The following is a 22,667-nucleotide window of genomic DNA, read 5'->3' as shown; positions in this document are numbered from 1 at the left end:
TTATATTGAGCAATCCCGATGGCTATCGGGACGAAACATCTGCTATTCAAACACAAAGATTCTTCGACAAGCTCAGAATGACAATCAATTCAAACTTTTCACCCCCCTTATTCTTACTTAATAGTAAAAAAATGATAATAGTTAGTGCCTGTTTGGCCGGTTGCGAATGCAGATACGATGGAAAAAGCAACGAAGTTCCTGAAATTAAAAAACTGGTTCTCGAAAACAAAGCCATCGCCCTGTGTCCGGAAAATTTAGGAGGCCTTAGTACGCCACGTATCCCTTGCGAAATAGTGAGAATCAATAACGAATTAAAGGTAATTGGCCGGGATCAAAATGATTATACAGCCCAATTTACCAAGGGTGCCGAAATCGCCGCGAATGTGGCAAAAGCCTTACATTGTAAAACGGTAATTTTAAAGGCCAACAGTCCGTCATGCGGATACGGAAAAATTTATGACGGCAGTTTCACCGGCAAATACAAAGAAGGAAACGGATTTACTGCTGAAATCCTGGCAAAAAATGGAGTACAAATACTGAATGAAGAAAATTTTCATTCGATACTTACCAATGAAAAATAAACATTAGCTATTTTTACTAAATACTAATGACTGGTTACTAATAACGATAATAAATGAACAATTTCGGAAGAATATTTAGACTTAGCATATTTGGAGAATCTCACGGTAAAGGAGTTGGTATCACAATTGATGGATGTCCATCAGGAATTGACCTGACCGATGAAGATCTTTTGCACGATATAAGCCGCAGAAAGTCTGGCGCAAGAGGTACAACCCCAAGAATTGAAGCCGATACGCCCAGCATATTGAGTGGAACCTTCGAAGGAAAAACTACTGGTGCTCCGCTAATCATCCTGTTCCATAACAAAAATACCAAATCGAAAGACTACAGCAATCTGCTGGACAGTCCGCGTCCCGGACATGCTGATTTTGTAGCTCAGCATAAATTTGGCCGACACAACGATTATACCGGAGGTGGTCATTTTTCGGGAAGAATTACTCTTGGGATAGTAGCTGCCGGCGTTGTTGCCAAGAAAATATTAGGCGATGTGCAAATCGATGCCAAACTAACCGAAGTTGGCGGACAAAGCGATTTTGATGCTGCAATTGAAGATGCTTTGCTACAGCGCGATTCTGTGGGAGGAATTGTTGAATGCAGAGCCAATAACCTTCCTATCGGATACGGCGAACCCTTCTTCGATTCAGTAGAATCGATGATTTCGCATCTTATTTTTGCGATACCTGCAACCAAAGGAATTGAATTCGGTTCCGGATTCGGCGCAGCAAAAATGAAAGGATCGGAACACAACGATAATTTTATTGATGCCTCTGGAAAAACGGAGACCAATAATGCCGGAGGAATCAACGGAGGAATTACCAACGGAAACGAGCTGGTATTTCGAGTAGCCATAAAGCCAACCTCATCGATTGGCAGAAATCAGAAAACCATGAATTTTGCCAAAGGCGAAGTGGAAGATTTACTGATTGAAGGCCGGCACGATGCCTGCATTGCTTTACGGGTTCCGGTAATTATTGAAGCCGCAACCGCAATTGCATTGGCTGATTTAAAATTGTTAGATAAGGCCAGAAGGTAAATTTAGGCTAAAATTTTAATAAAACTAAAGAGATACCAAAATTGGTATCTCTTTTTATTTACTTATACAATGCTAATTCCAGTGGAATTATTTTTTAGTGAATTTAATTGTATCGACTCCCTTTTTATGAATACAACACAGAATATAAGTGTCACAAGGTAAACTACTCACATCAATTTCTATGTTACCTTTCCCTAATAAAGATGGATTTAATATTTGATAAACTCTTCCATCAAGTCCAATAATTTGAATGGCAGTTAACTCGGAAGAAATATTTTCCGAAACGATTAAATAAAGCTTATCCGAAGTAGGATTTGGATATACTTTGCTTATAATTTCTTGTACTTCATTTATTGCAGTAGCAACTACCTGAACCTTAATTTCAAATGACTCTTCAATCGAATATTCACCATCAGAACTTCCAATTCTTACCCTATACACTTTATCCTGATCATTAAAAATTACTTTATTGGTAAGAGTTGAGCCTGAAATTTCAAACGATTCATTATCATCGGAACCGTCACCTTCCTTTAGTGAATAAGTAAATGTATCACTGTCCGGATCTTCTGAGCTCAAATGAATCTGCAATTGGCCAACAGTGTATAATTCACCAATTAGAACAAATGACTCATCAGAATTATTGAAAAGAATATTTGTAGGTGCTTCATCATTCACATTACCTACATTTATTGTAATATCACCCGTATTACTCAATTCACTATCAGAGATTTCAATTGCAAGCGTGTAACTTGTGATATCTTCATAGTCAACAGAACTTTCTAGAATGACTATTCCCTCTGAAGAGATGGAAAAAATACCATCTTCATTACCTGAAGTAATAGAATAATTTAAGTCATCATTTTCAGGATCAGAAGCATCTAATTTTCCTATTTCAGTTGATATAGATGCATTTTCCTGAATCAAATAAGTTGCATCATTCACAACCGGAGCTTCGTTAACATTGACTACATTGACTAATACAGTGGCATTGGTATTGAATTCTCCATCTGATACATCAACCATCAGAGAATGCTGGTCTTTGCTTTCGAAATCAACCTTCTTTTCAAGTAATAATTTTCCTTCTGAATTTATAGAGAAAATACCGTCATCATTTCCTGAGAGAATCGAATAGCTTAATGTATTATTTTCAGGGTCAGTAGTGTTTAGTTCACCAATTGCGGCAGGAATACTTGTGTTTTCCTCTACCATAAAAGTTGAATCTCTGGCAATAGGGGCTTCATTTCTATCATCCACGATTATATTTATAGAGGCATTATATGAAAGATAGCCGTCTGATGCTTCAATAGAAAGTAAATACTGTTTTTTTGTTTCGTAATCCAAAACTTTTTCCAGTATTAATTCCCCTTCAGATGAAATTGAAAATGTGGCATCATCGTTTCCTGAGAGAATTTGATAAGACAACATATCGCCATCTGGATCAGAAGCTCTTAGACTTGCGAAATTAGATTTTACATCTAGATTTTCAGTTGCATGATAAGTACTGTCTTTTATTACAGGAGATTTATTTTCAAGGGTAGTAAAAGATAGAATGTTGCCATACTCTTGCGCCTGATCAGAAAAATCTTTAGAAAAGAGTCGGTAGGAGTATTTAGTATTTGGAGCAAGATCAGTAATTTGGATAAATGTATTAAAGGAGCTATTATAAACTCCATCAAGACTAACACCTACTTCAATTTCCTGATTGATAATATCACCTTTTCCATAGCCAAAATAAAGCTTGTATTGGCCACCATTTAAACAGACAAAGCCATTAAGCTGTGCGCTGGTTTTACTTATTGCTGATGCTGCGAGCGTAGTTACTCCAATGGGATAACTTGTTGAGCTTGGATCGTTCACAAGCTTGGCCGATATGCCCATTTCTTTCAGTTCGTCAGTATAATATTGTTTCCAATCATTTACTTGATCTTTAAGAGCTATCCTATCGATAACCCAATCTCCAGAAGCTGAATTTTTAGGGAATATTGTAGTGCCTGTTAAAGTTTTATCATTCGATGGAGGATCTAATGTCCATGCAGTATAAATATTGTTATTCCCTAAAGGGTCTAACCAATATAGTTGTGCATATTTAACTCCACTTAAATCATCTGTTACTCTGAGCGAAACTGAAACTGTTTGATCTTCGTTTGATGTGTTGATCGTGTCGGGACTAAAAAAGAATGAAACAGGTACAGGTGGGGTTGAGTCTGTTTGGGATATAACATGTATTTTTGCCGATATTCCCATATCTTTAAGTTCATCAGTATAATAGTATTTCCAATCAGTTACACGATCTTTAAGAGCGATTCTATCAATCACCCAATCGCCATCTGGAGAATTTTTTGGGAAAATTGTACTACCTGTCAAAGTTGTATCATTTGGCGAAGAGCTTAAATACCAGGAAGTGTAAATGTTGTTATTCCCTAAAGGATCCAACCAGTATACAAGTACAGATGCAACTCCACTTAAATCATCGGTTACCTTAAGTGATACTGAAACAGTCTGGTCTTCGTTAGTCGTATTGATCGTGTCCAGACTATGAGAGAATGAAACAGGTATAGGAGGTGTAGAGTCTGTTTGGGATATTACATGCAGCCTGGCCGATATTCCCATATCTTTAAGTTCATCAGTATAATAGTATTTCCAATCAGTTACACGATCTTTAAGAGCGATTCTATCAATTACCCAGTCACCCTTTGGCGAATTTTTTGGGAAAATTGTACTACCTGTCAAAGTTGTATCATTTGATGCAGGATTTATTGTCCACGCTGTATGAATATTGTTATTTCCTAAGGGATCCAACCAGTATACAAGTGCTGATTCAACTCCACTTAAATCATCTGTTGCCCTGAGAGAAACAGTAACGTTCTGAGCTTCGTTAGTGGTGTTGATTGTGTCTGGACTAAAAGAGAAAGAAACAGGAACAGGTGGAGCTGAGTCAGACTGAGAAAATCCTAAATAGGATAAAATTAAAAATAGCAAACAAAGAGTCACAGAAAGGATTTTTTTCATATCGTAAAAATGTATGTTGTTATTGAATCTTAATTTGGATAATGTTAATAACATTATTCAAATTAAGCAATAAATCTAGTGAGAAATTATGGCAATCTATTAAATCACATAATATTATTATCTGAACTATTATGTATTTACCAAACGAACAATATGAAAGATGATTTAAAATTACAGGTGCTATTTTTAATTATCATTCAATCTAAAGAAATTCAGCTCATTAAATAAAGGCTGGTAAATGTATTAGACACCCCTTTACAGACTTCTGATTTTTTCGTAACTTATTCATTACAAAATAGTTTATAGATATTAATTAAACTTAAACCGAAAATGAGAAAGTACGGGAATTTGTTACAGATCTGTGGGTGTTTCTTCTTGTTCTGTTTTTTAGCAACAAAAATATCTGCACAGAAACCACAAATAAAAAAGAGAATTGCTGTTTTTGTATTCGAAGATAAAACAGACAAAAGCTGGCGGTGGTGGAACAACAAAGGAGTTGGTGATGGAGTTAGTGATATGCTAACTACAGCTCTTGTAAAATCAGGCAACTACCGAGTAATTGAACGAGCCGAAATCGATCGGATTCTTAACGAACAGGATTTTGAACAAAGCGGACGGGTGACACAGCAAAGCGCAGCCCAAATGGGAAGTGTTCTGGGTGTTGAAATTGCTGTAATTGGTTCGGTTTCGGAGTTTGGATACAAAAAAGGAGAAACTGGTGGAGCCATAAAAGGATTAGGTGTAGGTGTATCCAATCAATCGGCAACAGTTGGTGTTGATGTGCGCATGGTGAACACTTTTACCGGAGAAATTATTACTGCAGAAAATGTACGGAAACAAAAATCAGCCAAAGGACTAAAATTAAGAACCAACCAACTCAACTTTAAAGATCAGAAAGACTTTGATGAATCGCTTGTTGGAAAAGCAGCCCGGGAAGCCATTGAAGATATCGTTTTGATGATTGATAACAGCGCCAACAACATTGAATGGCAGGCAAAAGTAATTACAGAGAAAGATGGTGTCGTATTTATTAATTCAGGAGATGCCGATGGCTTAAAAATTGGAGATGAATTATCCGTTTACCGCAAAGGAGAAGATTTAATTGATCCCGACACAGGAATTTCATTGGGTAGTGTAGACTCGAAAATAGGTAAAATTAAGATCACAGATTCCAGCATCGGTTATGGAAAAGCATCAAAGTGTTCAATTGTTCAGGGCACAGGCTTCGCAAAAGGTAATTTTGTGAGATTAAAATAGACGAATAAAATATTAAAAAAGAATACCACTGAGAACACTAAGTAACGCAGAGAAGAAAAACGAACAAGAAGACTCTGTGAAGCTCAGTGTACTCTGTGGTTATATTTTTTTACTTTTCTCTCAATAATACCTCATCTAAATACAGAATAGTATTTCAAAAGAATACCACCGAGAATAAAAAAATAGAGACACTACCGTTCCCTCATACCATTCTTATACCGGTGAAGCTTTTGCACGAGAGCGATGACCATTTTTTTATACCGCAAGCCTATCCGCACCAGACTGATGACGCTATTGCTATGCCGAAAAGACCTCCGCTCCAAAGTGAAACAAGTACAAGCATCATGAAAAGACGATAAACATTGACATTTCCCAATTCAGGCAAAAAAACAGACCCTTCGCTGATAGACCTGCCTATCTTTCTGTCTTTTACAAACTTATTTCTTTTCCGAAAAATAATTTTATCACTATATTTAGGATTGTACGGTCAATAGAAAAATCTACTGAAATAATCGCCATGCATCAAAAAGATGACAGAATGCATACAGAGACCATTTACATTAAAAACATGGTTTGCAATTGTTGTGTTCGGATTTTGAGCATGTCGTTAAAGGAAAATTCAATTCAAGTCGATAAAATTCGATTAGGAATGGCTACAATTACCTACGATACTGATGAACTCGACATGGAAAAAATTAATTCCATCATTCAGGAAAATGGTATGGAGTTAGTAGTTGGTCATGAACAAAAAATAGTAGTACAAATAAAAACAGCAGTTATTGAATTGATTCATCAAATGAATAATGCGGATTCTATTGCCCAAAAATCGGAATATTTAGTCGGCAAACTAGGATTAAGCTATCAGCAATTGTCCAAAATATTTTCCAGGCACGAATCCATTACCTTAGAACGATTCATTATTCTGAATAAAATAGAACGAATCAAAGAACTAATTGATCAGGATGAATACACGCTCAGCGAAATTGCTTTCCTGATGGATTACAGCAGTGTACAATACCTATCCAACCAATTTCATAAAATTACCGGCTCATCCGTTACCGATTACAAAAAAAATCAAGAAAATAACAAAAAGCCCTTACACTCCTTGTATTAAACTCACCAGGCACACTTCCCCACTTAGCAAAACCAAATATTATAACTTATTCACGAAATATTGTAATACTTACAATCAGACATTTCCTTACCTTTTCCTTTGTAATACAGGAGCTTAATGAACTTTCCATCATGCATTTCCTAAAAGTTCATTAGTCTCCATCAACCAAGCATTAATCCCGATATCATGAAATTAAGAAGAAACATAGCCATCAGTGAAAATGGGTTCCTGTTCAATCCTGAAACCGGAGACTCTTTTATCGTAAATCCTATTGCAAAAGAGATATTAAACTATTTAAAAGAAGGATACGATATCGAAAAGATTAACCAATTAATACTCGATCGATACGAAGTAGATCTGGTAACTCTTGAAAAAAACATGGAAGATTTTTTGAAAATGCTCCAACACAACGAATTGCTTGACAAATAAAATGAAAAAACCAAAATTTAATATCGCAGTCACAGGATTAAACAATACCGATAATCCGGGACCGGGAATACCGGTTATTCGAGGTTTAAAAGAAAGCAAAGATTTTGACGTAAGAATAATCGGTCTGGCTTACGAAAATCTGGAGCCAGGAATTTACATGCGCGATTTGGTCGACAAAACCTACCAAATTCCTTATCCATCATCAGGAAAGGATGCTGTGCTTGAACGAATTGAGTATATCAATGCCAAGGAAAATCTAGATTTTATCGTTCCCAACCTGGATGCTGAATTATACACTTTTATTCAATCGAAGGAAAAACTTGAGAAAATGGGCATTCGTACCTTCCTGCCAACCATGCAGCAGTTTGAGGAACGACACAAGGCAAATCTTAACGAATATGGTGAAAAGTACGGGATTAAAGTTCCTTTTAGCAAGTCGATTACCAGCCGAAAAGACATTGAAGAACTGGAAAAGGATTTTGAATATCCCTTACTCGTAAAAGGCAAATTTTACGATGCATATTTGGCCTATACTCCAGAACAGGTAAATACTCATTTCAACAAAATTTCTGCAAAATGGGGACTGCCCGTTATCATTCAGGAATTTATTCGAGGTACTGAAGTAAATGTTGTGGCACTGGGTGATGGGCTTGGAAATACAGTTGGCGCAGTGCCTATGAGAAAACAGTACATCACTGATAAAGGAAAAGCCTGGGGAGGAATTACCATTAAGGATGAAAAAATGCTTGATTTAACCAAAAAATTAATCAAACAAACCAAATGGCGGGGTGGAATGGAATTGGAACTGATAAAGACCAATCAGAATGAATATTTCCTTATTGAAATTAACCCCAGAATTCCGGCATGGGTCTATTTGGCCGTTGCTGCCGGACAAAATCTGCCTGAAGCGCTCATAAAACTAGCTTTTGAAATGGATGTCCCAAACTATTCGGAATATGAAGTCGGAAAAATGTTTATCAGATATTCCTATGATTTAATTGGGGATATCGAACAATTCGGAAGTCTCTCGGTTACCGGAGAAATGTAATAATTCAGCTTGAAGTGGCACAATTATAAGAACTTAAAAACCTAACATACTATCAGATGAAAAAATTGGATTACGAAAGGCCCATACTCAATAAGGTAAATGCCGGCATGCCCGACAAATTCGGAATGAAGACTAAAACAGCAACGCTTAGTCATATTGAGGAACATTCCGTACACGATATATTAAAGGAATATGGTTCACCTGTGTATGTACTATCTGAGCCTTGTATTCGAAAAACATACAGAACCGCTTACAAAGCATTTTCCACTCGATATCCGCGAGTGCAATTTGCATGGTCCTACAAAACCAATTATTTAAATGCTGTTTGTAAAATATTTCACTCCGAAGGAGCATGGGCTGAAGTCGTTTCGGGTTTTGAATACTCCAAAGCCATTGAAAACGGCATCTCAGGCGATCAGATCATATTTAATGGACCCGAAAAATCAAAGGAGGATTTAGAAAGAGCAATCACCGATGGAGCAATGATTCATTTGGACAGCTTAGATGAATTTTATTTTCTGGGTGAATTGGCTCAAAAACTGAATAAAAAAGCAAATGTAGCATTGCGCATCAATTTAAATGCGGGTATATATCCACAATGGGACCGTTTTGGATTTAACCTTGAAAACGGAGAAGCATGGCATGCACTAAACCGCATTATGCTGCACAATCACATGGAACTAGTAGGATTACACACACACATGGGAACCTACATTACAGCTGTTAGTGCCTACGCGATCGCAGCAAGTAAACTGGCGGATATGGCCGTTCGCTTGTTTCGAAAATTTAACCATAATGTGAAATACTTAGATTTGGGCGGCGGATTTGCGACAAGAAATACTCTGAAAGGTGCCTATCTTCCGGGCTCAGACACCTGTCCTTCCTTTGATGATTATGCCGAAGCGCTAACATCTGCTCTTTTAGGAAGTGAATTGCCTCCTGATAAATTACCTCTTTTACTGCTGGAAACAGGTAGGGCTTTGATTGATGAAGCCGGTTATGCATTAGGAAGTGTTTTGGCAAACAAGCGTTTGGTTGATGGACGCAGAGCTACAGTTATTGATATTGGAGTAAATATGTTGTTCACCTCCTTTTGGTACGAACATGAGGTTATACCTACTAAATTAAATTCGGAGCAAACAGAAAATACAACGATTTATGGCCCTTTATGCATGAACATTGACGTGATTCGTGAGGCCATACAATTTCCTTTGCTTCAAAAAGGCGATGCCGTTGTAATTCCAAGAATTGGAGCCTATAACATGACCCAATGGATGCAATTCATAAAACTTCGTCCGCCTGTATTATTAATTGATGAAGACAGAAAGATTCACGTTATCCGTAAAAAAGAAAGCTTTGAACAATTTAACGCCTTGGAAACTGTCCCCGGACATCTTAAATAATAATGAAAGAGCTTAAACAGAACATACTATTTTTAGGAGAAGCGACGCTAAACAGCTACGCTCAGGTATTTTTCTCACGAAACAAAGCCTTTGCAGCATTACTTTTGGTAGTTAGTTTTTTCGATCCCTGGGCCGGAACAGCAGGTCTGATTTCCATTTTAACAGCAAATTTAGTTGCTTACAAAATGGGCTTCTCAACCTATTACATTAAAGATGGCAGCTATGGATTTAACAGTCTTTTAGTAGGTTTAGGCATAGGCCTGTATTTTCAGCCGGGACTCGAAATAACTGTTTTGGTGGTTCTGTCCTCCATTCTTACCCTATTTATCTGCTTGTTTCTGCAAGGTGTACTGGCTAAATACGCTCTGCCCTTTTTAAGTGTTCCTTTTTTGCTTGGAATCTGGATGATTATGCTTGCAAGCAGTGATTTAACCTCACTGGGAATTAGTGAACGCGGCATTTATCAGGCCAACGAAATATTCAGCCTTGGTGGGCAGAAACTGGTAAATATCTACCATAGTATTCAAAATTGGGAATTGCATGAATCAGTTTCTATATTTCTAAAATCGCTGGGGGCAATTTTCTTCCAAAGCAATTGGCTGGCTGGTTTACTAATACTAATTGGTTTGCTTTTCTATTCTCGAATTGCCTTTACATTCGCCATTTTAGGCTATTATATTGCCTACTTTTTCTATATTCTCATCGATGCAAACATTAGCGAATTAGGCTATACTTTTATTGGTTTTAACTTTATTCTAACCTCCATTGCGCTAGGAGCATTTTACGTGATTCCATCACCATATTCTTATTTATGGATTGTTCTTTTGCTGCCAATTGTGGTGCTAATCACACTCAGCAGCATGCATTGGTTTGCTCCTTACCGACTATCAGTTTATGCATTACCATTTAATGTGGTAACTCTTCTTTTCTTATACATTCTAAAATTGCGGCATCAACCCAGCGGAAAACTGCAGGAGGTGCAGGTACAGCACAACTCTCCGGAGAAGAATTTGTACTATTTCAAAAGCAATACTCAGCGTTTGTCCTCAAATGTATTCCCTGATTTTCAACTTCCGTTTATTGGAGAGTGGTCAGTAAGCCAAGCTCATGAAGGTGAGTTTACCCATAAAAATGAATGGCGCCATGCCTGGGATTTCGTAATACTTGATGATAAAAATGAGCAATACAAAAACGATGGTGATTTTGTGGAAGATTACTACTGCTACAACAAAATAATACTATGCCCGGCAGATGGAGAAGTTGTAAATATTTTAGATGGTATTCCTGATAACAAAATTGGGCAGGTAAATTTAGAACAGAATTGGGGCAACAGCTTGGTGATTCGTCACAATTACAGTTTTTACTCGCAATTAAGTCATTTTAAAGAAGGCTGTTTTAAAGTGAAAAAGGGTGATATGGTGAAAAAAGGTGAGGTGCTGGGTATCTGCGGAAATTCCGGAAGATCGCCCTACCCTCATCTTCATTTTCAATTTCAGACCACACCTTATATTGGATCTTCAACTTTTGATGCCGCACTTCCACATTATATTAAACGTCAGGAAAATACTCTGTGCTTGCAATCTTATTCCAGGCCAAAGCAAAACGATAAACTTTTGCGGGGAGAAAGCCATCCGATATTGTCTCAAACACTTGGTTTCCAGACAGGACAAAAATTTACTTTAACCATAGAATCCGGTCTTGACCAAAAATTGGTTCTAATGGAAAAAAACTGGGATTTTGAGGTCAAGTCCGATGCAATTGGAAATACCTACATTCAATGCCTGCAAACCAATTCAAAAGCTTTTTTCAGTGTTGAATCGAATGTTTTACAATTCCACAACTATCTTGGCAACAGACAATCGCTGCTTTACTATTTGTATCTATCCTGCTATAAAGTTTATCTGGGATATTATCAAGACCTGAATGTAAAAGCCGAAATACCTCCGAATCAGGTTTTCAGCTCAAGCAAACTATTTCTGCAGGATTTCATCGCTCCCTTTTACATTTATCTGCAGTCAGACTATCAATTAAAATACCAAAATAAAAAAGAAGGAATTAAGTCCGAAAAAATTGAACTCTTATCTAAAATTGAATGGGGCTATCCAATTAAAAAGGAGCATCTAAGCTCTGAAATCAGAATAGAAAGCGGTGCCTCAATAACTATTAAAATCAGTAGAAATGGTAAATTAATAGAAATAAAATGTGGAAACATGCAAGCATATTAATTCTGGCTATTCTTCTCGGTTTATCTGCAAACTCGCAGAAAAAACTTAGCGTTGCTCAGGTAGACAAAGAAAGCTTTGATCTGTTCCAAAAAGGGCAATGGAAACAATTGATTATAGAAGCTGAGAAAGCCAACAAACAGGGTATTGATTTTTATTATTTGCAGTACCGTGCAGCTATTGCCTACTATGAGCTAAAAAAATACAGAAAATCAGCGGGTCTTTTTCATCAGTTGTACCTGCAAAATAGCGAAGATGCCATTATAAAAGAATATCTGTACTTTTCGTATCTGTTTGGCGGTCGGGAAAAGGACGCAATCCAATTGCAAAACAGATTGGCTCAGTCTACATCGAAAAAATATGGTATCGGGAAAACAAAAATTGTTTCCGGACTGTATTCGGAAATCAAACATGAACTATTGGATGATTATTTAATTGCTTCAGATCTATTGCAGGAACAAACCGTTCGCAAAAACTTTCTACACTATAGCATTGGTCTCAATCATCAGTTAGGGGAAAGGGTTTCACTGTTTCAGGCATTTAGTCATGTTGATGTAAAGAACTCTATTGTAAGTGAAACCTACTTTTTCGACGAAGATATTACCCAAAATCAGTATTACTTAAAAAGTTCTTTTCATGCAGGCACAGGAACCGAATTAATCCTCGCAGGGCATATCATGCAGATAAAAATAAACGGAAACCCTTATTCAGAAACTCTTACCACGGCACTTGACCAACAAAACGCATTCACAAAAGCCGGAGGAAATGGCAATGGTCCTGGTGGTGGAGATGGAACCGGAGATGGAAACGACACCGCCAATACAGATACTGCTGATACAGATATTGTTCTATCTCCCTATCACTTCAGTCAAAATAACTTTATTGCTTATCTGGGACTTTCGCAGCATATATCCAATTGGAAACTTAACGCAGGAGTTTTATACTCTAACGAAGACGATCTTACTCATTGGCAGCAGGAATTGAAACTAACATTTTATCCCTTGAGCAATACAAATCTTAACCTATCTGTAGGTTTTACCAATCAGATAGAAGAAAAAACAGATGAGAATTCGCTAAATAGAAGCTATTGGAAAACTGCTGTTGTGTTCCGAATTGCAAAAAATACGTGGGCAAATGCAGGATATACTTTTGGAGATTTATACCAACAGGTCGAAAATCAGGGATATTCCGTTTTTAATGGCGTTAACCTTGTGAAAAATCGGAAGGAGTTTTCAATTTATCAATATCTATTCAAAGGAAAATTAAATCTGTTCCTGATCTGGCAAAATCAAAAAGAAAAAAATGATTACACAATAAATGACGAATTGAGTAGTCAAAACATCAATGTTCAATCAATAACCGGAGGAATCAAATGGAACTTCTAAAAAAAATCAAATGCAGTATTTTTTCCCTACTATTCATTTCCCTGCTATACAACAGCGCAACAGGTCAGGATTTTAAAACCATACGCCTGGCATTCGAAGAAAGCTATAAAAATGAAAAAGAAGGCGATTTCTCTCATGCCATAGATCAGCTAAAAGCAGTATACGATCAAAATTCATATGAGATTAATTTACGTTTAGGCTGGCTCAACTATCAGGCTGGTGTGTTTAATGAATCCATCGCTCATTATCAGCGGGCGGTTAATTTAAAACCTTATGCCGAAGAAGCGAAATTTGGCTTGGTATTACCCAAAGCGGCTATTGGAAATTGGGACGAAGTTCTAAATATCTACAAAGAAATTCTTGACATATCCCCCAATCAAACCGTTGCCAATTACCGCTTAGGCCTTATTTTCTATGGAAGGGAAGATTATGAAAAAGCGCATCAACATTTTAAAAAAGTAGTGGATTTATATCCATTTGGATACGATGCACTTATTATGCTTGCTTGGACCGATTATAGAATGGGCAAAAACAGAGAAGCCCTAATTTTATTTCAAAAAAGCCTGTGGTATTTCCCAAATGATCCGTCTGCTTTAGAAGGTCTTAAGCTATTAGGTCAGGCACAGGAAAACCCTTCGAAGTAAAAAAGACGATTTAATTCCCAATTCTTATTTTCGATACTAATTTAGATTATGTACATTTAGTCGCACAACAACTATAAACGCTAACAATCGAAAATAATGACAACTGATTTAATGATCGTTGAAATGGAAATAGGCATTAAGGCCTATGATATTGACGCAATGGGAATTGTAAGTAATATTGTCTATATCAGATGGTTTGAAGATTTAAGACATTTGATTCTGGAGAGCCACTTTCCCTATCATGAAATGATAGCTACCAATATCTCCCCTATTATCATTAAAACTGAAGTGCATTACAAAGTTCCGTTAACCATTCATGATCATCCAAAGGGAACATGCAGAATTAAAAATCTGGGATCGAGCAAGTGGGAAATGGATTTTGAGATCTTTTCCGGTGATATAATTCATTGCAAAGGAAAGCAGACAGGTTGCTTTTACAATCTTGAAAAACAGAGACCTTCATTGATTCCGGAACGCATTTTGGATGCTTACGAAAAAGCTAAATTACAAATGCATAACGAATAATGCTATATTCCATTCATCACCAATAAAAGTCTGAAATCCTATGAGTGAAAAAATAAAATACATTTCTGTTTTAAGAGGAATAAATGTGGGTGGAAAACGTAAAATTCTGATGGCTGATCTTAAAAATATGTATGCTGATTTGGGATTTACAAACTGCATAAGTTACATCCAAAGTGGAAATGTAATTTTTGAATATCAAAACGTCGCTAATTCTAAACTTGAAGCAAAATTAGAAGATGCCATTTCAGAAAAATACGGTTTCGAAGTGCCTGTAATTGTACGATCGGTAAAAGAATGGAAACAAACTCTTAAGACCAACCCATATGTCGGAATCCATGAAAACAATAGTCTTTACCTTAGCTTCCTAAATGAAACTCCAAAAACAGAATTAACCGAAGCTCTTAGTGAGTTAAATTACGGGCCAGACAGTTTTCAAATTATCGATAAAGATGTATTTATTTATTGCCCCGGGCCATATCACAAAACGAAACTCAGCAATCAGTTTTTCGAATCGAAGCTAAAAGTAAAAACAACTACACGAAACTGGAATACAGTTCTTAAATTATTGGAACTAATAAAGCAGGAATAAAAAAGAAAAATCTTTTAGACCCAATACGTGAAGTAAAGCAAATGGATGTCTTAAATGTGTATTAAAACATATTAGACAAGATCATGAACAGAAAAGCCTTATCACATTTAGAATCAGTAGTAATTTCGATTATCATCCTTACCGTAAGTTCCTGTAGTTTTCCCTCCTATCAGTATGTATTTGAGACTCCGCCAGTATTGAATTTCGAAAATGGAACCTGGTTGGTGAATAAAATACAAGCCGATATTCCATGGACAGCAAAAAATGCTCTGGATAAAAATATGACTAAAAAACTTCAGAAACTTGGTGGTGATTCGGTACAATTCATTGATGATGTAAATTTCCCTTACCTAACACCAGATCAGTTTAAGTTTGCCCCATCCGAAAATACATTTGCTCTTCTGCAAAGCACCACCGGTTTTGATTTTCTGATCAATACAAAAGCAATTAAACTAAGAAATGAACTTGATTCATTCCTCCTAATGGGACAAAACGCTTTCAAAAAAGTAAATCAGAATTCATTATTGTAGTCTATGAAATTAAGACATGACAAAAAATATACTCTCAAAGGGTAATTGCCAGTGAATCGTTAGATGAAAATGATGATCGTTTTACCTTTTCGGACTCGGCTCTTTCTTTAATTTTTAAAGCCCAAAAAAAAGGACTGAAAAATATCAAAAAACGCGCAATAAGAAACAAATAAAGGCTGTGGCATCTTTAATTTCACAGTTCTTTTTAGTGACATATTTTAATCGTCTCCAAAGCAAAATACAAGGATCTCACTCGTACATCCCGAAAATCAGCCTTCTTATCGAAAAGTGTAAAAAAACAAGTCTTTTTATTGTACCAATTTCTATTTTAGTTGCCTTAAAACAACACAAGCAACTCAACTAAATGAAAAGAAATTTACTCACCCTCCTATTCTTAATAATAGGAACGGGCTTGTTTGCACAGGAAATTCCTGTTGCAAAAGCAAATTATGAATTGGCAGCAAAATTCTCGCCTAACCGACTAAAAAAAATCGTATTCTCGACCAGTGTTAATCCTCATTGGTTGAAGAACGGTGAAAAATTCTGGTACAACTACAAAACTTCAGAAGGTAACTTCTACTATTTGGTTGATCCGGTAAGCAGCACAAAATCGGAGCTGTTTAATACAGTAAAAATGGCCGCTGACATGAGTCGTTTAACGGCAGATCCTTTCGATTCAGAACATCTGGACATCAGCAAATTGAAATTCATCAACAATGAAAAAACCATTCAATTTGAGATAGAAAGCAAACTGGTGGAAGAGGAAGAAAAAGACGACGAAGACGGTGACAAGCAGGAAGAGGAAAAAGAAGGTGAAAAAAAGCAAAAAACCAAAAAGAAAATGATTGCCAAAGTTTGGCATTTTGAATACCAAATCGCTTCCAAAAAGCTAAATCTACTTGATGAATTTAAAAAACCTTTGGAGCAAAAAGATTGGGCTTCGGTAGCTCCAAATCAGGAATATGTAATTTTTGCAAAACATCATAATTTATATTGGATGGATGCGGAAAACTATAAAAAAGCTCAAAAAAATGAAAAAGATTCCACCATTGTTGAACATGAATTAACCACTGACGGTATGGAATATTACAGCTATGGCAGTGGCACTTATGGCAAAACCAATAAAGAAATAGAGGAAGAAAAAGACAAACGCAAAGCAGCTTATGTGACTTTCTCGGCCGACTCAAAAAAGTTTGCACTAACCAAAGAGGATGAGCGTGAAGTAAAAGATCTTTGGGTAATTAATTCTGTCGCCTCTCCCCGACCAACTATAGAAAAATACAAATACCACATGCCGGGGGAAAAAGAAGCTCCTCAATACGAAATTCTAATTTTCGACTGGGAAAGTAAAAAATCGGTAAAAGTAAAAGCTTCGGCATTTAAAGATCAGACTCTTTCTATCCTAAGAGCTCCCGAAAAAAAAATAAATGCAGATGATGATTTGCAATTTTCAATATGGTTATCTCCCAGCAGTGATTTATTGTATTTCAAGCGTCAGAGCCGTGATATGAAACGCGTTGATATCTGTACTGCCAATACTTCAACTGGTGAAGTAAAAGTTCTTATCGAAGAGCGTTTAAATACTTATATTGAAACCAGACCATTGGGTTTTGTGAACAACGGAAAAGAACTGATTCATTGGTCGGAACACGATGGCTGGGCACATTTCTATCTTTACGACGGTGAAGGGAATTTAAAAAATCAAATTACATCAGGCCCTTGGCACTGTGATAGAATTCAGGGAATTGATGAAAAAAACAGAGTCCTTTACTTTACTGGAAATGCCAGGGAAAATGGTGAAGATCCATATTACACCCATTTATACTGTGTAAACTTCGATGGTACAGGATTGAAACTTTTGAACAAGGGAGATTTCTCGCACGATGTAAGTTTGAATGATCAAAACCATTACTTTGTAAACAACTCATCAAGAGTAAATACAGCTCCGGTTTCGGCCCTGTACAATTCGAAAGGAAGCAAATTAATCGATTTGGAAACCACTGATCTTTCCCGATTATTTGAAACCGGTTATCAATTCCCCGAGCTGTTTAAAGTAAAAGCCGGTGATGGTGTAACGGATATTTATGGAGTGATGTACAAGCCATTCGATTTTGACCCGAATAAAAAATATCCAATTTTAACCTATGTATATCCTGGGCCGCAAACCGAAGCCGTTTACAAAAGCTTCTCGACCCGCATGGACAGAGCCGATCGTATGGCTCAGTTGGGATTTATTGTAGTAACTCTCGGCAATCGGGGTGGTCACCCTGCCCGTTCGAAATGGTACCACAACTATGGTTATGGCAACCTAAGAGATTATGGTTTGGAAGATAAGAAAGTTGGTTTGGAACAATTGGCCGACAGATTTGACTTTATTGATATTACTAAAGTGGGAATTTTCGGTCACTCCGGAGGTGGATTCATGTCTACAGCGGCCATGTTGGTTTATCCTGATTTCTTTAAAGCAGCAGTTTCTGCTGCCGGAAACCACGACAATAACATCTACAATCGCTGGTGGAGTGAAACACATCATGGTGTGAAAGAGGAAATATCTGAAAAGGGAGATACTACCTTTACCTATAAAATTGATGATAATCCAAGTTTGGCTAAAAATCTAAAAGGAAAACTAATGCTTGTTACCGGTGATATTGACAACAATGTACATCCTGGAAATACAATCAGAATGGCCAATGCCTTGATCAAAGCAAACAAACGATTCGATTTCTTCATTTATCCCGGTCAACGCCACGGATTTGGTGACATGAGTGAATACTCGTTCTGGTTACGCGGGGAATATTTCTGTAAGTATTTACTTGGCGATTTTAGAAACAGCGCCGATTATATCGAAATGCAAAATGATAAACCTAAAAAGTAAGACTCTCTTAGCCTAAAATATTTAAAATCCCGATTTGCAATTGCAGATCGGGATTTTTATTTTTTTGAAGTGTATTATTTTATCTTCGCACAAAAATCCCGCAAAATTTGCTCTGTAGATTCAAAATCAAGACATTCATCAGTCACCGAAACGCCATACTTAAGTTTTGATTTGTCTTCTGGAATATTTTGCTTGCCAAACATCAGGTTACTCTCTACCATAAATCCCATGATAGATTTATTCCCCTTGGCAATTTGCCCGGCCAGACTGGTCAAAACAATCTCCTGATTTTTCGCTTTTTTAGAAGAGTTTGCATGACTGCAATCGACCATTATTCTTGGCACAATTTGCAAATCAGATAGTTTTTTTTCAATCGCGGCAATGTATTGAGCCTCAAAATTCGGCTTTTTACCCCCTCTTAATATGATATGAGTGTTTGGATTACCCAAAGTACGAATAACAGCCACTTTTCCCTCAGGATTAATACTCACAAAATTATGAGGAGCAGCAACAGCCTGTATTGCATTTACAGCAATATCAATATTTCCATCGGTACCGTTTTTAAAGCCAACAACCGAGGACAAGCCGCTTGACATGTTTCGGTGACTTTGCGATTCGGTGGTACGGGCACCAATTGCAGTCCACGAAAATAGATCCTGAATATACTGTGGAGTTACAATATCCAAGGCCTCACCGGCAGCTGGCAGTCCAAGTTCTGCAATATATACCAGAAGCTCTCTTGCTTGTTTCAAGCCATCCTGAATTTTGCACGAATTATCCATGTAAGGATCATTTAGTAAGCCTTTCCATCCCACCGTAGTTCTAGGTTTTTCAAAATAAACCCGCATAACAATAAACAAATCATCTTTTAAATCATCAGCCAGTACTTTTAATCTTTGCGCGTATTCTTTTGCCGATTTAATATCATGAATAGAACATGGTCCAACAATAGCAAGTATTCTCTTATCACTGCCATTTAGAATATTTTTAATTGCAGTCTGTCCATGATTAACTGTTTCGATGTGTTGTTCACCTAACGGATACATTTTTTTCAATTCCATTGGAGTAATTATAGACTGCTCCGCACTTACATTCAAATTCTCTATTCTTGAGTCCATCATACTTATATGCTTATCAATTTTAATACAATTTCTGCTTGATCCATTACAGCTTGTGAAATTAAGTTTTATTTTTTTTCTAAAGGGCATTTTAACCTAAAACAATCTCAAAAAATATACATATAACTTTTACTATAATAATGATATTTCGAACAAAAAATAAAGCTCTTCAAAGTTTATATCAAATCTAAACAAGGAAAACATTTCGTCAAAACCCAATAATTTCAAGCTTGCCAGTACAATTCAAAAACATAAACACATAAAAATCAGCAGGCAAAACAAAAAACTGCAAACAATAAAACAAGAGATCTGAATATTATTCATTAAATTAGATAATTAACAAAATAATATTAAACCTATAACATCTGCCTAGTATAGACAGATTGAATTTGAATCATTTAACAGTCTGTAAACACACACTAAATTCAAATAAATCATGGCCAAAATTGTCGTTCTGGGAGCAGGTATTTCCGGACATACCGTTGCCGCTTTCATCAGAAAAAAACTTGGTAAACAACACGAAGTTGTAGTCGTTTCACCAGGCAGTTATTACCAATGGATACCTTCCAACATTTGGGTTGGGGTTGGTCGCATGAATGTTGATCAGGTTCGGTTTAAACTGAAGAAAGTATACGACAGGTGGAAAATCAACTTTAAACAAGCCAAAGCTGTCTCAATCCATCCGGAAGGCAATCAAAAAATTTCCAAAGGATTTGTGAGTATTGAATACACCGATCCTAATAAAAAAGGTGAAACAGAGCAGGTTGAATACGACTATCTGGTAAATGCCACCGGACCAAAACTCAATTTTGAAGGCACTCCTGGATTAGATCCCGGTAAAAATACGGAATCCGTTTGCTCCTGCGATCATGCCATACACGCATGGGAAAAACTACAGGCTTGTTTTAAGAAAATGGAGGCAGGCGAAAAACAAACCTTTCTTATTGGAACAGGCCATTCGATGGCAACCTGTCAAGGAGCTGCTTTCGAGTACATTTTAAATGTTTCCTACGAAATAAGAAAACGGAAACTGGAACATTTGGCAGAATTAATTTGGATTACCAATGAATACGAATTGGGCGATTTTGGAATGGGTGGCGCCTTTATTAAACGTGGCGGTTACATCACTTCAACCAAAGTATTTGCTGAATCCTTCTTAATTGAAAACGGAATTAAATGGATTAAACGTGCAGGCGTATTTGAAATTGAACCCGGAAAAGCAAATTACGAAACTCTTGATGGTGAAAAAAACTCAGTAGAATTCGATTTCTCGATGCTGATTCCCGGCTTTTCGGGGGTTGGCTTAAAAGCCTTTGGGAAAAATGACGAGGACATCACTTCCACTATTTTTGCACCAAATGGCTTCACCAAAGTTGATGCCGATTACACGGCAAAAGATTTTGAGGAATGGAAAGCTTCAGATTGGCCGGAAACATACCGAAATCCTACTTATCCAAACATATTTGCCCCGGGAATTGCTTTTGCTCCTCCACATTCTATTTCGAAACCAATGAAGAGCAAAAACGGAACGTCAATTTTTCCTTCTCCACCACGCACAGGAATGCCATCAGGCGTGTCGGGTAAAGTGGTTGCTTTAAACATTGTGAATTTGGTAAAAAAAGGCGAACACAAATTAAAACACAGAGCTTCGATGGCTAAAATGGGAGCTGCTTGTATTGTATCTGCTGGATATGGAATGACGAAAGGATCGGCGGCTACAATGACCGTTTATCCTATCGTGCAGGATTGGGACAAATATCCTGAATGGGGACGAAGCATTAAATATACCATGGGTGAACCCGGATTAGCAGGTCATTGGCTAAAGTGGACAATGCATTATATGTTTCTGCACAAAGCAAAAGGATACCCTTTTTGGTGGTTGTTACCCGAATAAGAATAAAGTCAAATTTGTTAATATCAATATACCATGAACACAACAAAAAGAAGAGGATACTACGAGGAAGCTTACCCTCCGATGCCAACCAAAACAACTAAATTTTGGCGAAAAATGATTTTTTATCAAGCCTACCGGTTCATTGTTCTTAATATTAAGATCATTCGAATTGTTGCAATGGGGCATTCTTAATGACAGAAAATACAAATGGGAAATTTACTTGATGTGAATTTCCCGTTCCATTTTTACTATTTAAGAATTAAACAGGCCGTAATACATCAATGGATAAAGTAAACCCAATTTTTCGCTCCAGTATTTCATATAATTCCACTTATTTCAACAATTCTATCCCGAAAAAATTTACGTAAAATAAATCCCCCAGCCAAAACACAAATTTTCAAGATTATTTCGAACTTTGACAAAAATTAATAAACATGGTAATAGATAAAATTGAAAATTCACAGCTTTACGCTGGATTAAGTGAGCGAATTGCCAAGGCATTTGCATACATCAACAGTACAGACCTGATAAATACCGAGGTGGGAAAATATGAAATTGACGGGGAAAATGTTTTTGCTCTTGTTCAGGAATACAACACAAAAAACCTGGAAGATTGTAAATTGGAAAGTCATTTCGAAAACATCGACATTCAGTATGTAATTTCTGGAACAGAAAATATGGGTGTTAGTATTTTAAGTGACCAAATTCCTCATACTGTAAACAATGAGAAAGATGTTGCATTCTATCAAAATGAATCAACCCAGTTCGAACTAACACAAGGAATGTTTGCTATCTTTTTTCCAAATGATCTTCATTGTCCTTGCATTAAAAATGGTGAAAATTCGAAAGTAAAAAAACTAGTCATTAAAATTCGCATCTAAATTTCTTACCCCAGATACAAACAGCAAAGCTGAGATACTTTCTCAGCTTGTTTCCACTTCTTCATCTACGCTTTTCAAGCTGCATCTATTTTGTTTCTTAAATCCCTGCGATCAGTGCCTTTCTCTATC

At 36.8% G+C, this 22,667-nt stretch carries 19 protein-coding genes; 17 read left to right on the top strand and 2 right to left on the bottom strand.

Going from position 1 to position 22,667, the window contains the following annotated elements; translation table 11 throughout:
• The first annotated feature begins 131 nt into the window (after positions 1-131).
• Both ACKU4N_RS09840 and ACKU4N_RS09835 read left to right on the top strand, forming a co-directional pair.
• Complete coding sequence (locus ACKU4N_RS09840; RefSeq protein WP_124993709.1) at positions 132-581, top strand: 2-thiouracil desulfurase family protein; 450 nt, start codon at positions 132-134, stop codon at positions 579-581.
• Between the two features lie 53 nt (positions 582-634).
• The gene (locus tag ACKU4N_RS09835; protein ID WP_321322720.1) at positions 635-1,615 is read left to right on the top strand and encodes a chorismate synthase; all 981 of its coding nucleotides are present in this window, start codon (positions 635-637) and stop codon (positions 1,613-1,615) included.
• Positions 1,616-1,702: 87 nt separating this feature from the next.
• On the opposite strand, the gene ACKU4N_RS09830 is transcribed toward ACKU4N_RS09835, so the two are convergent.
• Positions 1,703-4,624, bottom strand: coding sequence for a cadherin domain-containing protein (locus ACKU4N_RS09830; RefSeq protein ID WP_321322719.1), 2,922 nt, complete (start codon positions 4,622-4,624; stop codon positions 1,703-1,705).
• Positions 4,625-4,954: 330 nt separating this feature from the next.
• On the opposite strand from ACKU4N_RS09830, the gene ACKU4N_RS09825 reads away from it, so the two are divergent.
• From ACKU4N_RS09825 to ACKU4N_RS09770, 12 genes are all read left to right on the top strand, one after another.
• A complete protein-coding gene (locus ACKU4N_RS09825; protein ID WP_321322718.1) occupies positions 4,955-5,881 on the top strand; it encodes a CsgG/HfaB family protein in 927 nt (308 codons plus the stop codon).
• 517 nt (positions 5,882-6,398) lie between these two features.
• Positions 6,399-6,995, top strand: a complete 597-nt coding sequence (locus ACKU4N_RS09820; RefSeq protein WP_321322717.1) for an AraC family transcriptional regulator — start codon at positions 6,399-6,401, stop codon at positions 6,993-6,995.
• 186 nt (positions 6,996-7,181) lie between these two features.
• The gene (locus ACKU4N_RS09815) at positions 7,182-7,424 is read left to right on the top strand and encodes a PqqD family protein (RefSeq protein ID WP_321322716.1); all 243 of its coding nucleotides are present in this window, start codon (positions 7,182-7,184) and stop codon (positions 7,422-7,424) included.
• A 1-nt stretch (position 7,425) separates the two neighbouring features.
• Complete coding sequence (locus tag ACKU4N_RS09810) at positions 7,426-8,472, top strand: ATP-grasp domain-containing protein (protein WP_321322715.1); 1,047 nt, start codon at positions 7,426-7,428, stop codon at positions 8,470-8,472.
• Positions 8,473-8,528: 56 nt separating this feature from the next.
• Positions 8,529-9,875, top strand: a complete 1,347-nt coding sequence (locus ACKU4N_RS09805) for an alanine racemase (RefSeq protein WP_321322714.1) — start codon at positions 8,529-8,531, stop codon at positions 9,873-9,875.
• A 2-nt stretch (positions 9,876-9,877) separates the two neighbouring features.
• The gene (locus ACKU4N_RS09800; protein ID WP_321322713.1) at positions 9,878-12,100 is read left to right on the top strand and encodes an urea transporter; all 2,223 of its coding nucleotides are present in this window, start codon (positions 9,878-9,880) and stop codon (positions 12,098-12,100) included.
• The gene (locus ACKU4N_RS09795; RefSeq protein WP_321322712.1) at positions 12,076-13,482 is read left to right on the top strand and encodes a hypothetical protein; all 1,407 of its coding nucleotides are present in this window, start codon (positions 12,076-12,078) and stop codon (positions 13,480-13,482) included. The genes ACKU4N_RS09800 and ACKU4N_RS09795 overlap by 25 nt, the downstream gene beginning before the upstream one ends.
• Positions 13,470-14,126: a tetratricopeptide repeat protein gene (locus ACKU4N_RS09790; protein WP_321322711.1), complete on the top strand. Its 657-nt coding sequence runs from the start codon at positions 13,470-13,472 to the stop codon at positions 14,124-14,126. The genes ACKU4N_RS09795 and ACKU4N_RS09790 overlap by 13 nt, the downstream gene beginning before the upstream one ends.
• A 96-nt stretch (positions 14,127-14,222) precedes the next feature.
• On the top strand, positions 14,223-14,651 hold the full coding sequence (locus ACKU4N_RS09785; protein WP_321322710.1) for an acyl-CoA thioesterase: 429 nt from the start codon (positions 14,223-14,225) through the stop codon (positions 14,649-14,651).
• 40 nt (positions 14,652-14,691) lie between these two features.
• Positions 14,692-15,240: a DUF1697 domain-containing protein gene (locus ACKU4N_RS09780; RefSeq protein ID WP_321322709.1), complete on the top strand. Its 549-nt coding sequence runs from the start codon at positions 14,692-14,694 to the stop codon at positions 15,238-15,240.
• A gap of 83 nt (positions 15,241-15,323) precedes the next feature.
• Entirely contained in the window at positions 15,324-15,770 is a 447-nt protein-coding gene (locus tag ACKU4N_RS09775) for a hypothetical protein (protein ID WP_321322708.1), read from the top strand.
• A gap of 364 nt (positions 15,771-16,134) precedes the next feature.
• Positions 16,135-18,645, top strand: coding sequence for a S9 family peptidase (locus ACKU4N_RS09770; protein ID WP_321322707.1), 2,511 nt, complete (start codon positions 16,135-16,137; stop codon positions 18,643-18,645).
• Between the two features lie 74 nt (positions 18,646-18,719).
• Here the strand turns inward: ACKU4N_RS09770 and ACKU4N_RS09765 are convergent, their stop codons facing one another.
• A complete protein-coding gene (locus ACKU4N_RS09765) occupies positions 18,720-19,766 on the bottom strand; it encodes a 3-deoxy-7-phosphoheptulonate synthase (protein ID WP_321322706.1) in 1,047 nt (348 codons plus the stop codon).
• Between the two features lie 433 nt (positions 19,767-20,199).
• On the opposite strand from ACKU4N_RS09765, the gene ACKU4N_RS09760 reads away from it, so the two are divergent.
• The 3 genes from ACKU4N_RS09760 to ACKU4N_RS09750 all read left to right on the top strand — a co-directional run bounded on the left by ACKU4N_RS09760 (position 20,200) and on the right by ACKU4N_RS09750 (position 22,538).
• Entirely contained in the window at positions 20,200-21,657 is a 1,458-nt protein-coding gene (locus ACKU4N_RS09760; protein ID WP_321322705.1) for an NAD(P)/FAD-dependent oxidoreductase, read from the top strand.
• Between the two features lie 33 nt (positions 21,658-21,690).
• Positions 21,691-21,849 (top strand): hypothetical protein, encoded by a 159-nt coding sequence (locus ACKU4N_RS09755; protein WP_321322704.1) that lies wholly within the window; start codon positions 21,691-21,693, stop codon positions 21,847-21,849.
• Between the two features lie 242 nt (positions 21,850-22,091).
• Positions 22,092-22,538, top strand: coding sequence for a NanQ anomerase/TabA/YiaL family protein (locus ACKU4N_RS09750; protein WP_321322703.1), 447 nt, complete (start codon positions 22,092-22,094; stop codon positions 22,536-22,538).
• Positions 22,539-22,667 lie beyond the last annotated feature (129 nt).

This window comes from Labilibaculum sp. (genome assembly GCF_963664555.1).
In the GTDB taxonomy this organism is placed as follows: Bacteria; Bacteroidota; Bacteroidia; order Bacteroidales; family Marinifilaceae; genus Labilibaculum.
The sequence above is the reverse complement of the archived record's forward strand: the minus strand, read 5'-3'. Positions and strand labels throughout refer to the sequence as shown.

Bases quoted from the DNA above. Each gene is read 5' to 3' on its own strand.
- ACKU4N_RS09840 (WP_124993709.1), top strand. From the start codon at position 132: ATGATAATAGTTAGTGCCTGTTTGGCCGGTTGCGAATGCAGATACGAT.
- ACKU4N_RS09835 (WP_321322720.1), top strand. From the start codon at position 635: ATGAACAATTTCGGAAGAATATTTAGACTTAGCATATTTGGAGAATCT.
- ACKU4N_RS09830 (WP_321322719.1), bottom strand. From the start codon at position 4,624: ATGAAAAAAATCCTTTCTGTGACTCTTTGTTTGCTATTTTTAATTTTA.
- ACKU4N_RS09825 (WP_321322718.1), top strand. From the start codon at position 4,955: ATGAGAAAGTACGGGAATTTGTTACAGATCTGTGGGTGTTTCTTCTTG.
- ACKU4N_RS09820 (WP_321322717.1), top strand. From the start codon at position 6,399: ATGCATCAAAAAGATGACAGAATGCATACAGAGACCATTTACATTAAA.
- ACKU4N_RS09815 (WP_321322716.1), top strand. From the start codon at position 7,182: ATGAAATTAAGAAGAAACATAGCCATCAGTGAAAATGGGTTCCTGTTC.
- ACKU4N_RS09810 (WP_321322715.1), top strand. From the start codon at position 7,426: ATGAAAAAACCAAAATTTAATATCGCAGTCACAGGATTAAACAATACC.
- ACKU4N_RS09805 (WP_321322714.1), top strand. From the start codon at position 8,529: ATGAAAAAATTGGATTACGAAAGGCCCATACTCAATAAGGTAAATGCC.
- ACKU4N_RS09800 (WP_321322713.1), top strand. From the start codon at position 9,878: ATGAAAGAGCTTAAACAGAACATACTATTTTTAGGAGAAGCGACGCTA.
- ACKU4N_RS09795 (WP_321322712.1), top strand. From the start codon at position 12,076: ATGTGGAAACATGCAAGCATATTAATTCTGGCTATTCTTCTCGGTTTA.
- ACKU4N_RS09790 (WP_321322711.1), top strand. From the start codon at position 13,470: ATGGAACTTCTAAAAAAAATCAAATGCAGTATTTTTTCCCTACTATTC.
- ACKU4N_RS09785 (WP_321322710.1), top strand. From the start codon at position 14,223: ATGACAACTGATTTAATGATCGTTGAAATGGAAATAGGCATTAAGGCC.
- ACKU4N_RS09780 (WP_321322709.1), top strand. From the start codon at position 14,692: ATGAGTGAAAAAATAAAATACATTTCTGTTTTAAGAGGAATAAATGTG.
- ACKU4N_RS09775 (WP_321322708.1), top strand. From the start codon at position 15,324: ATGAACAGAAAAGCCTTATCACATTTAGAATCAGTAGTAATTTCGATT.
- ACKU4N_RS09770 (WP_321322707.1), top strand. From the start codon at position 16,135: ATGAAAAGAAATTTACTCACCCTCCTATTCTTAATAATAGGAACGGGC.
- ACKU4N_RS09765 (WP_321322706.1), bottom strand. From the start codon at position 19,766: ATGATGGACTCAAGAATAGAGAATTTGAATGTAAGTGCGGAGCAGTCT.
- ACKU4N_RS09760 (WP_321322705.1), top strand. From the start codon at position 20,200: ATGGCCAAAATTGTCGTTCTGGGAGCAGGTATTTCCGGACATACCGTT.
- ACKU4N_RS09755 (WP_321322704.1), top strand. From the start codon at position 21,691: ATGAACACAACAAAAAGAAGAGGATACTACGAGGAAGCTTACCCTCCG.
- ACKU4N_RS09750 (WP_321322703.1), top strand. From the start codon at position 22,092: ATGGTAATAGATAAAATTGAAAATTCACAGCTTTACGCTGGATTAAGT.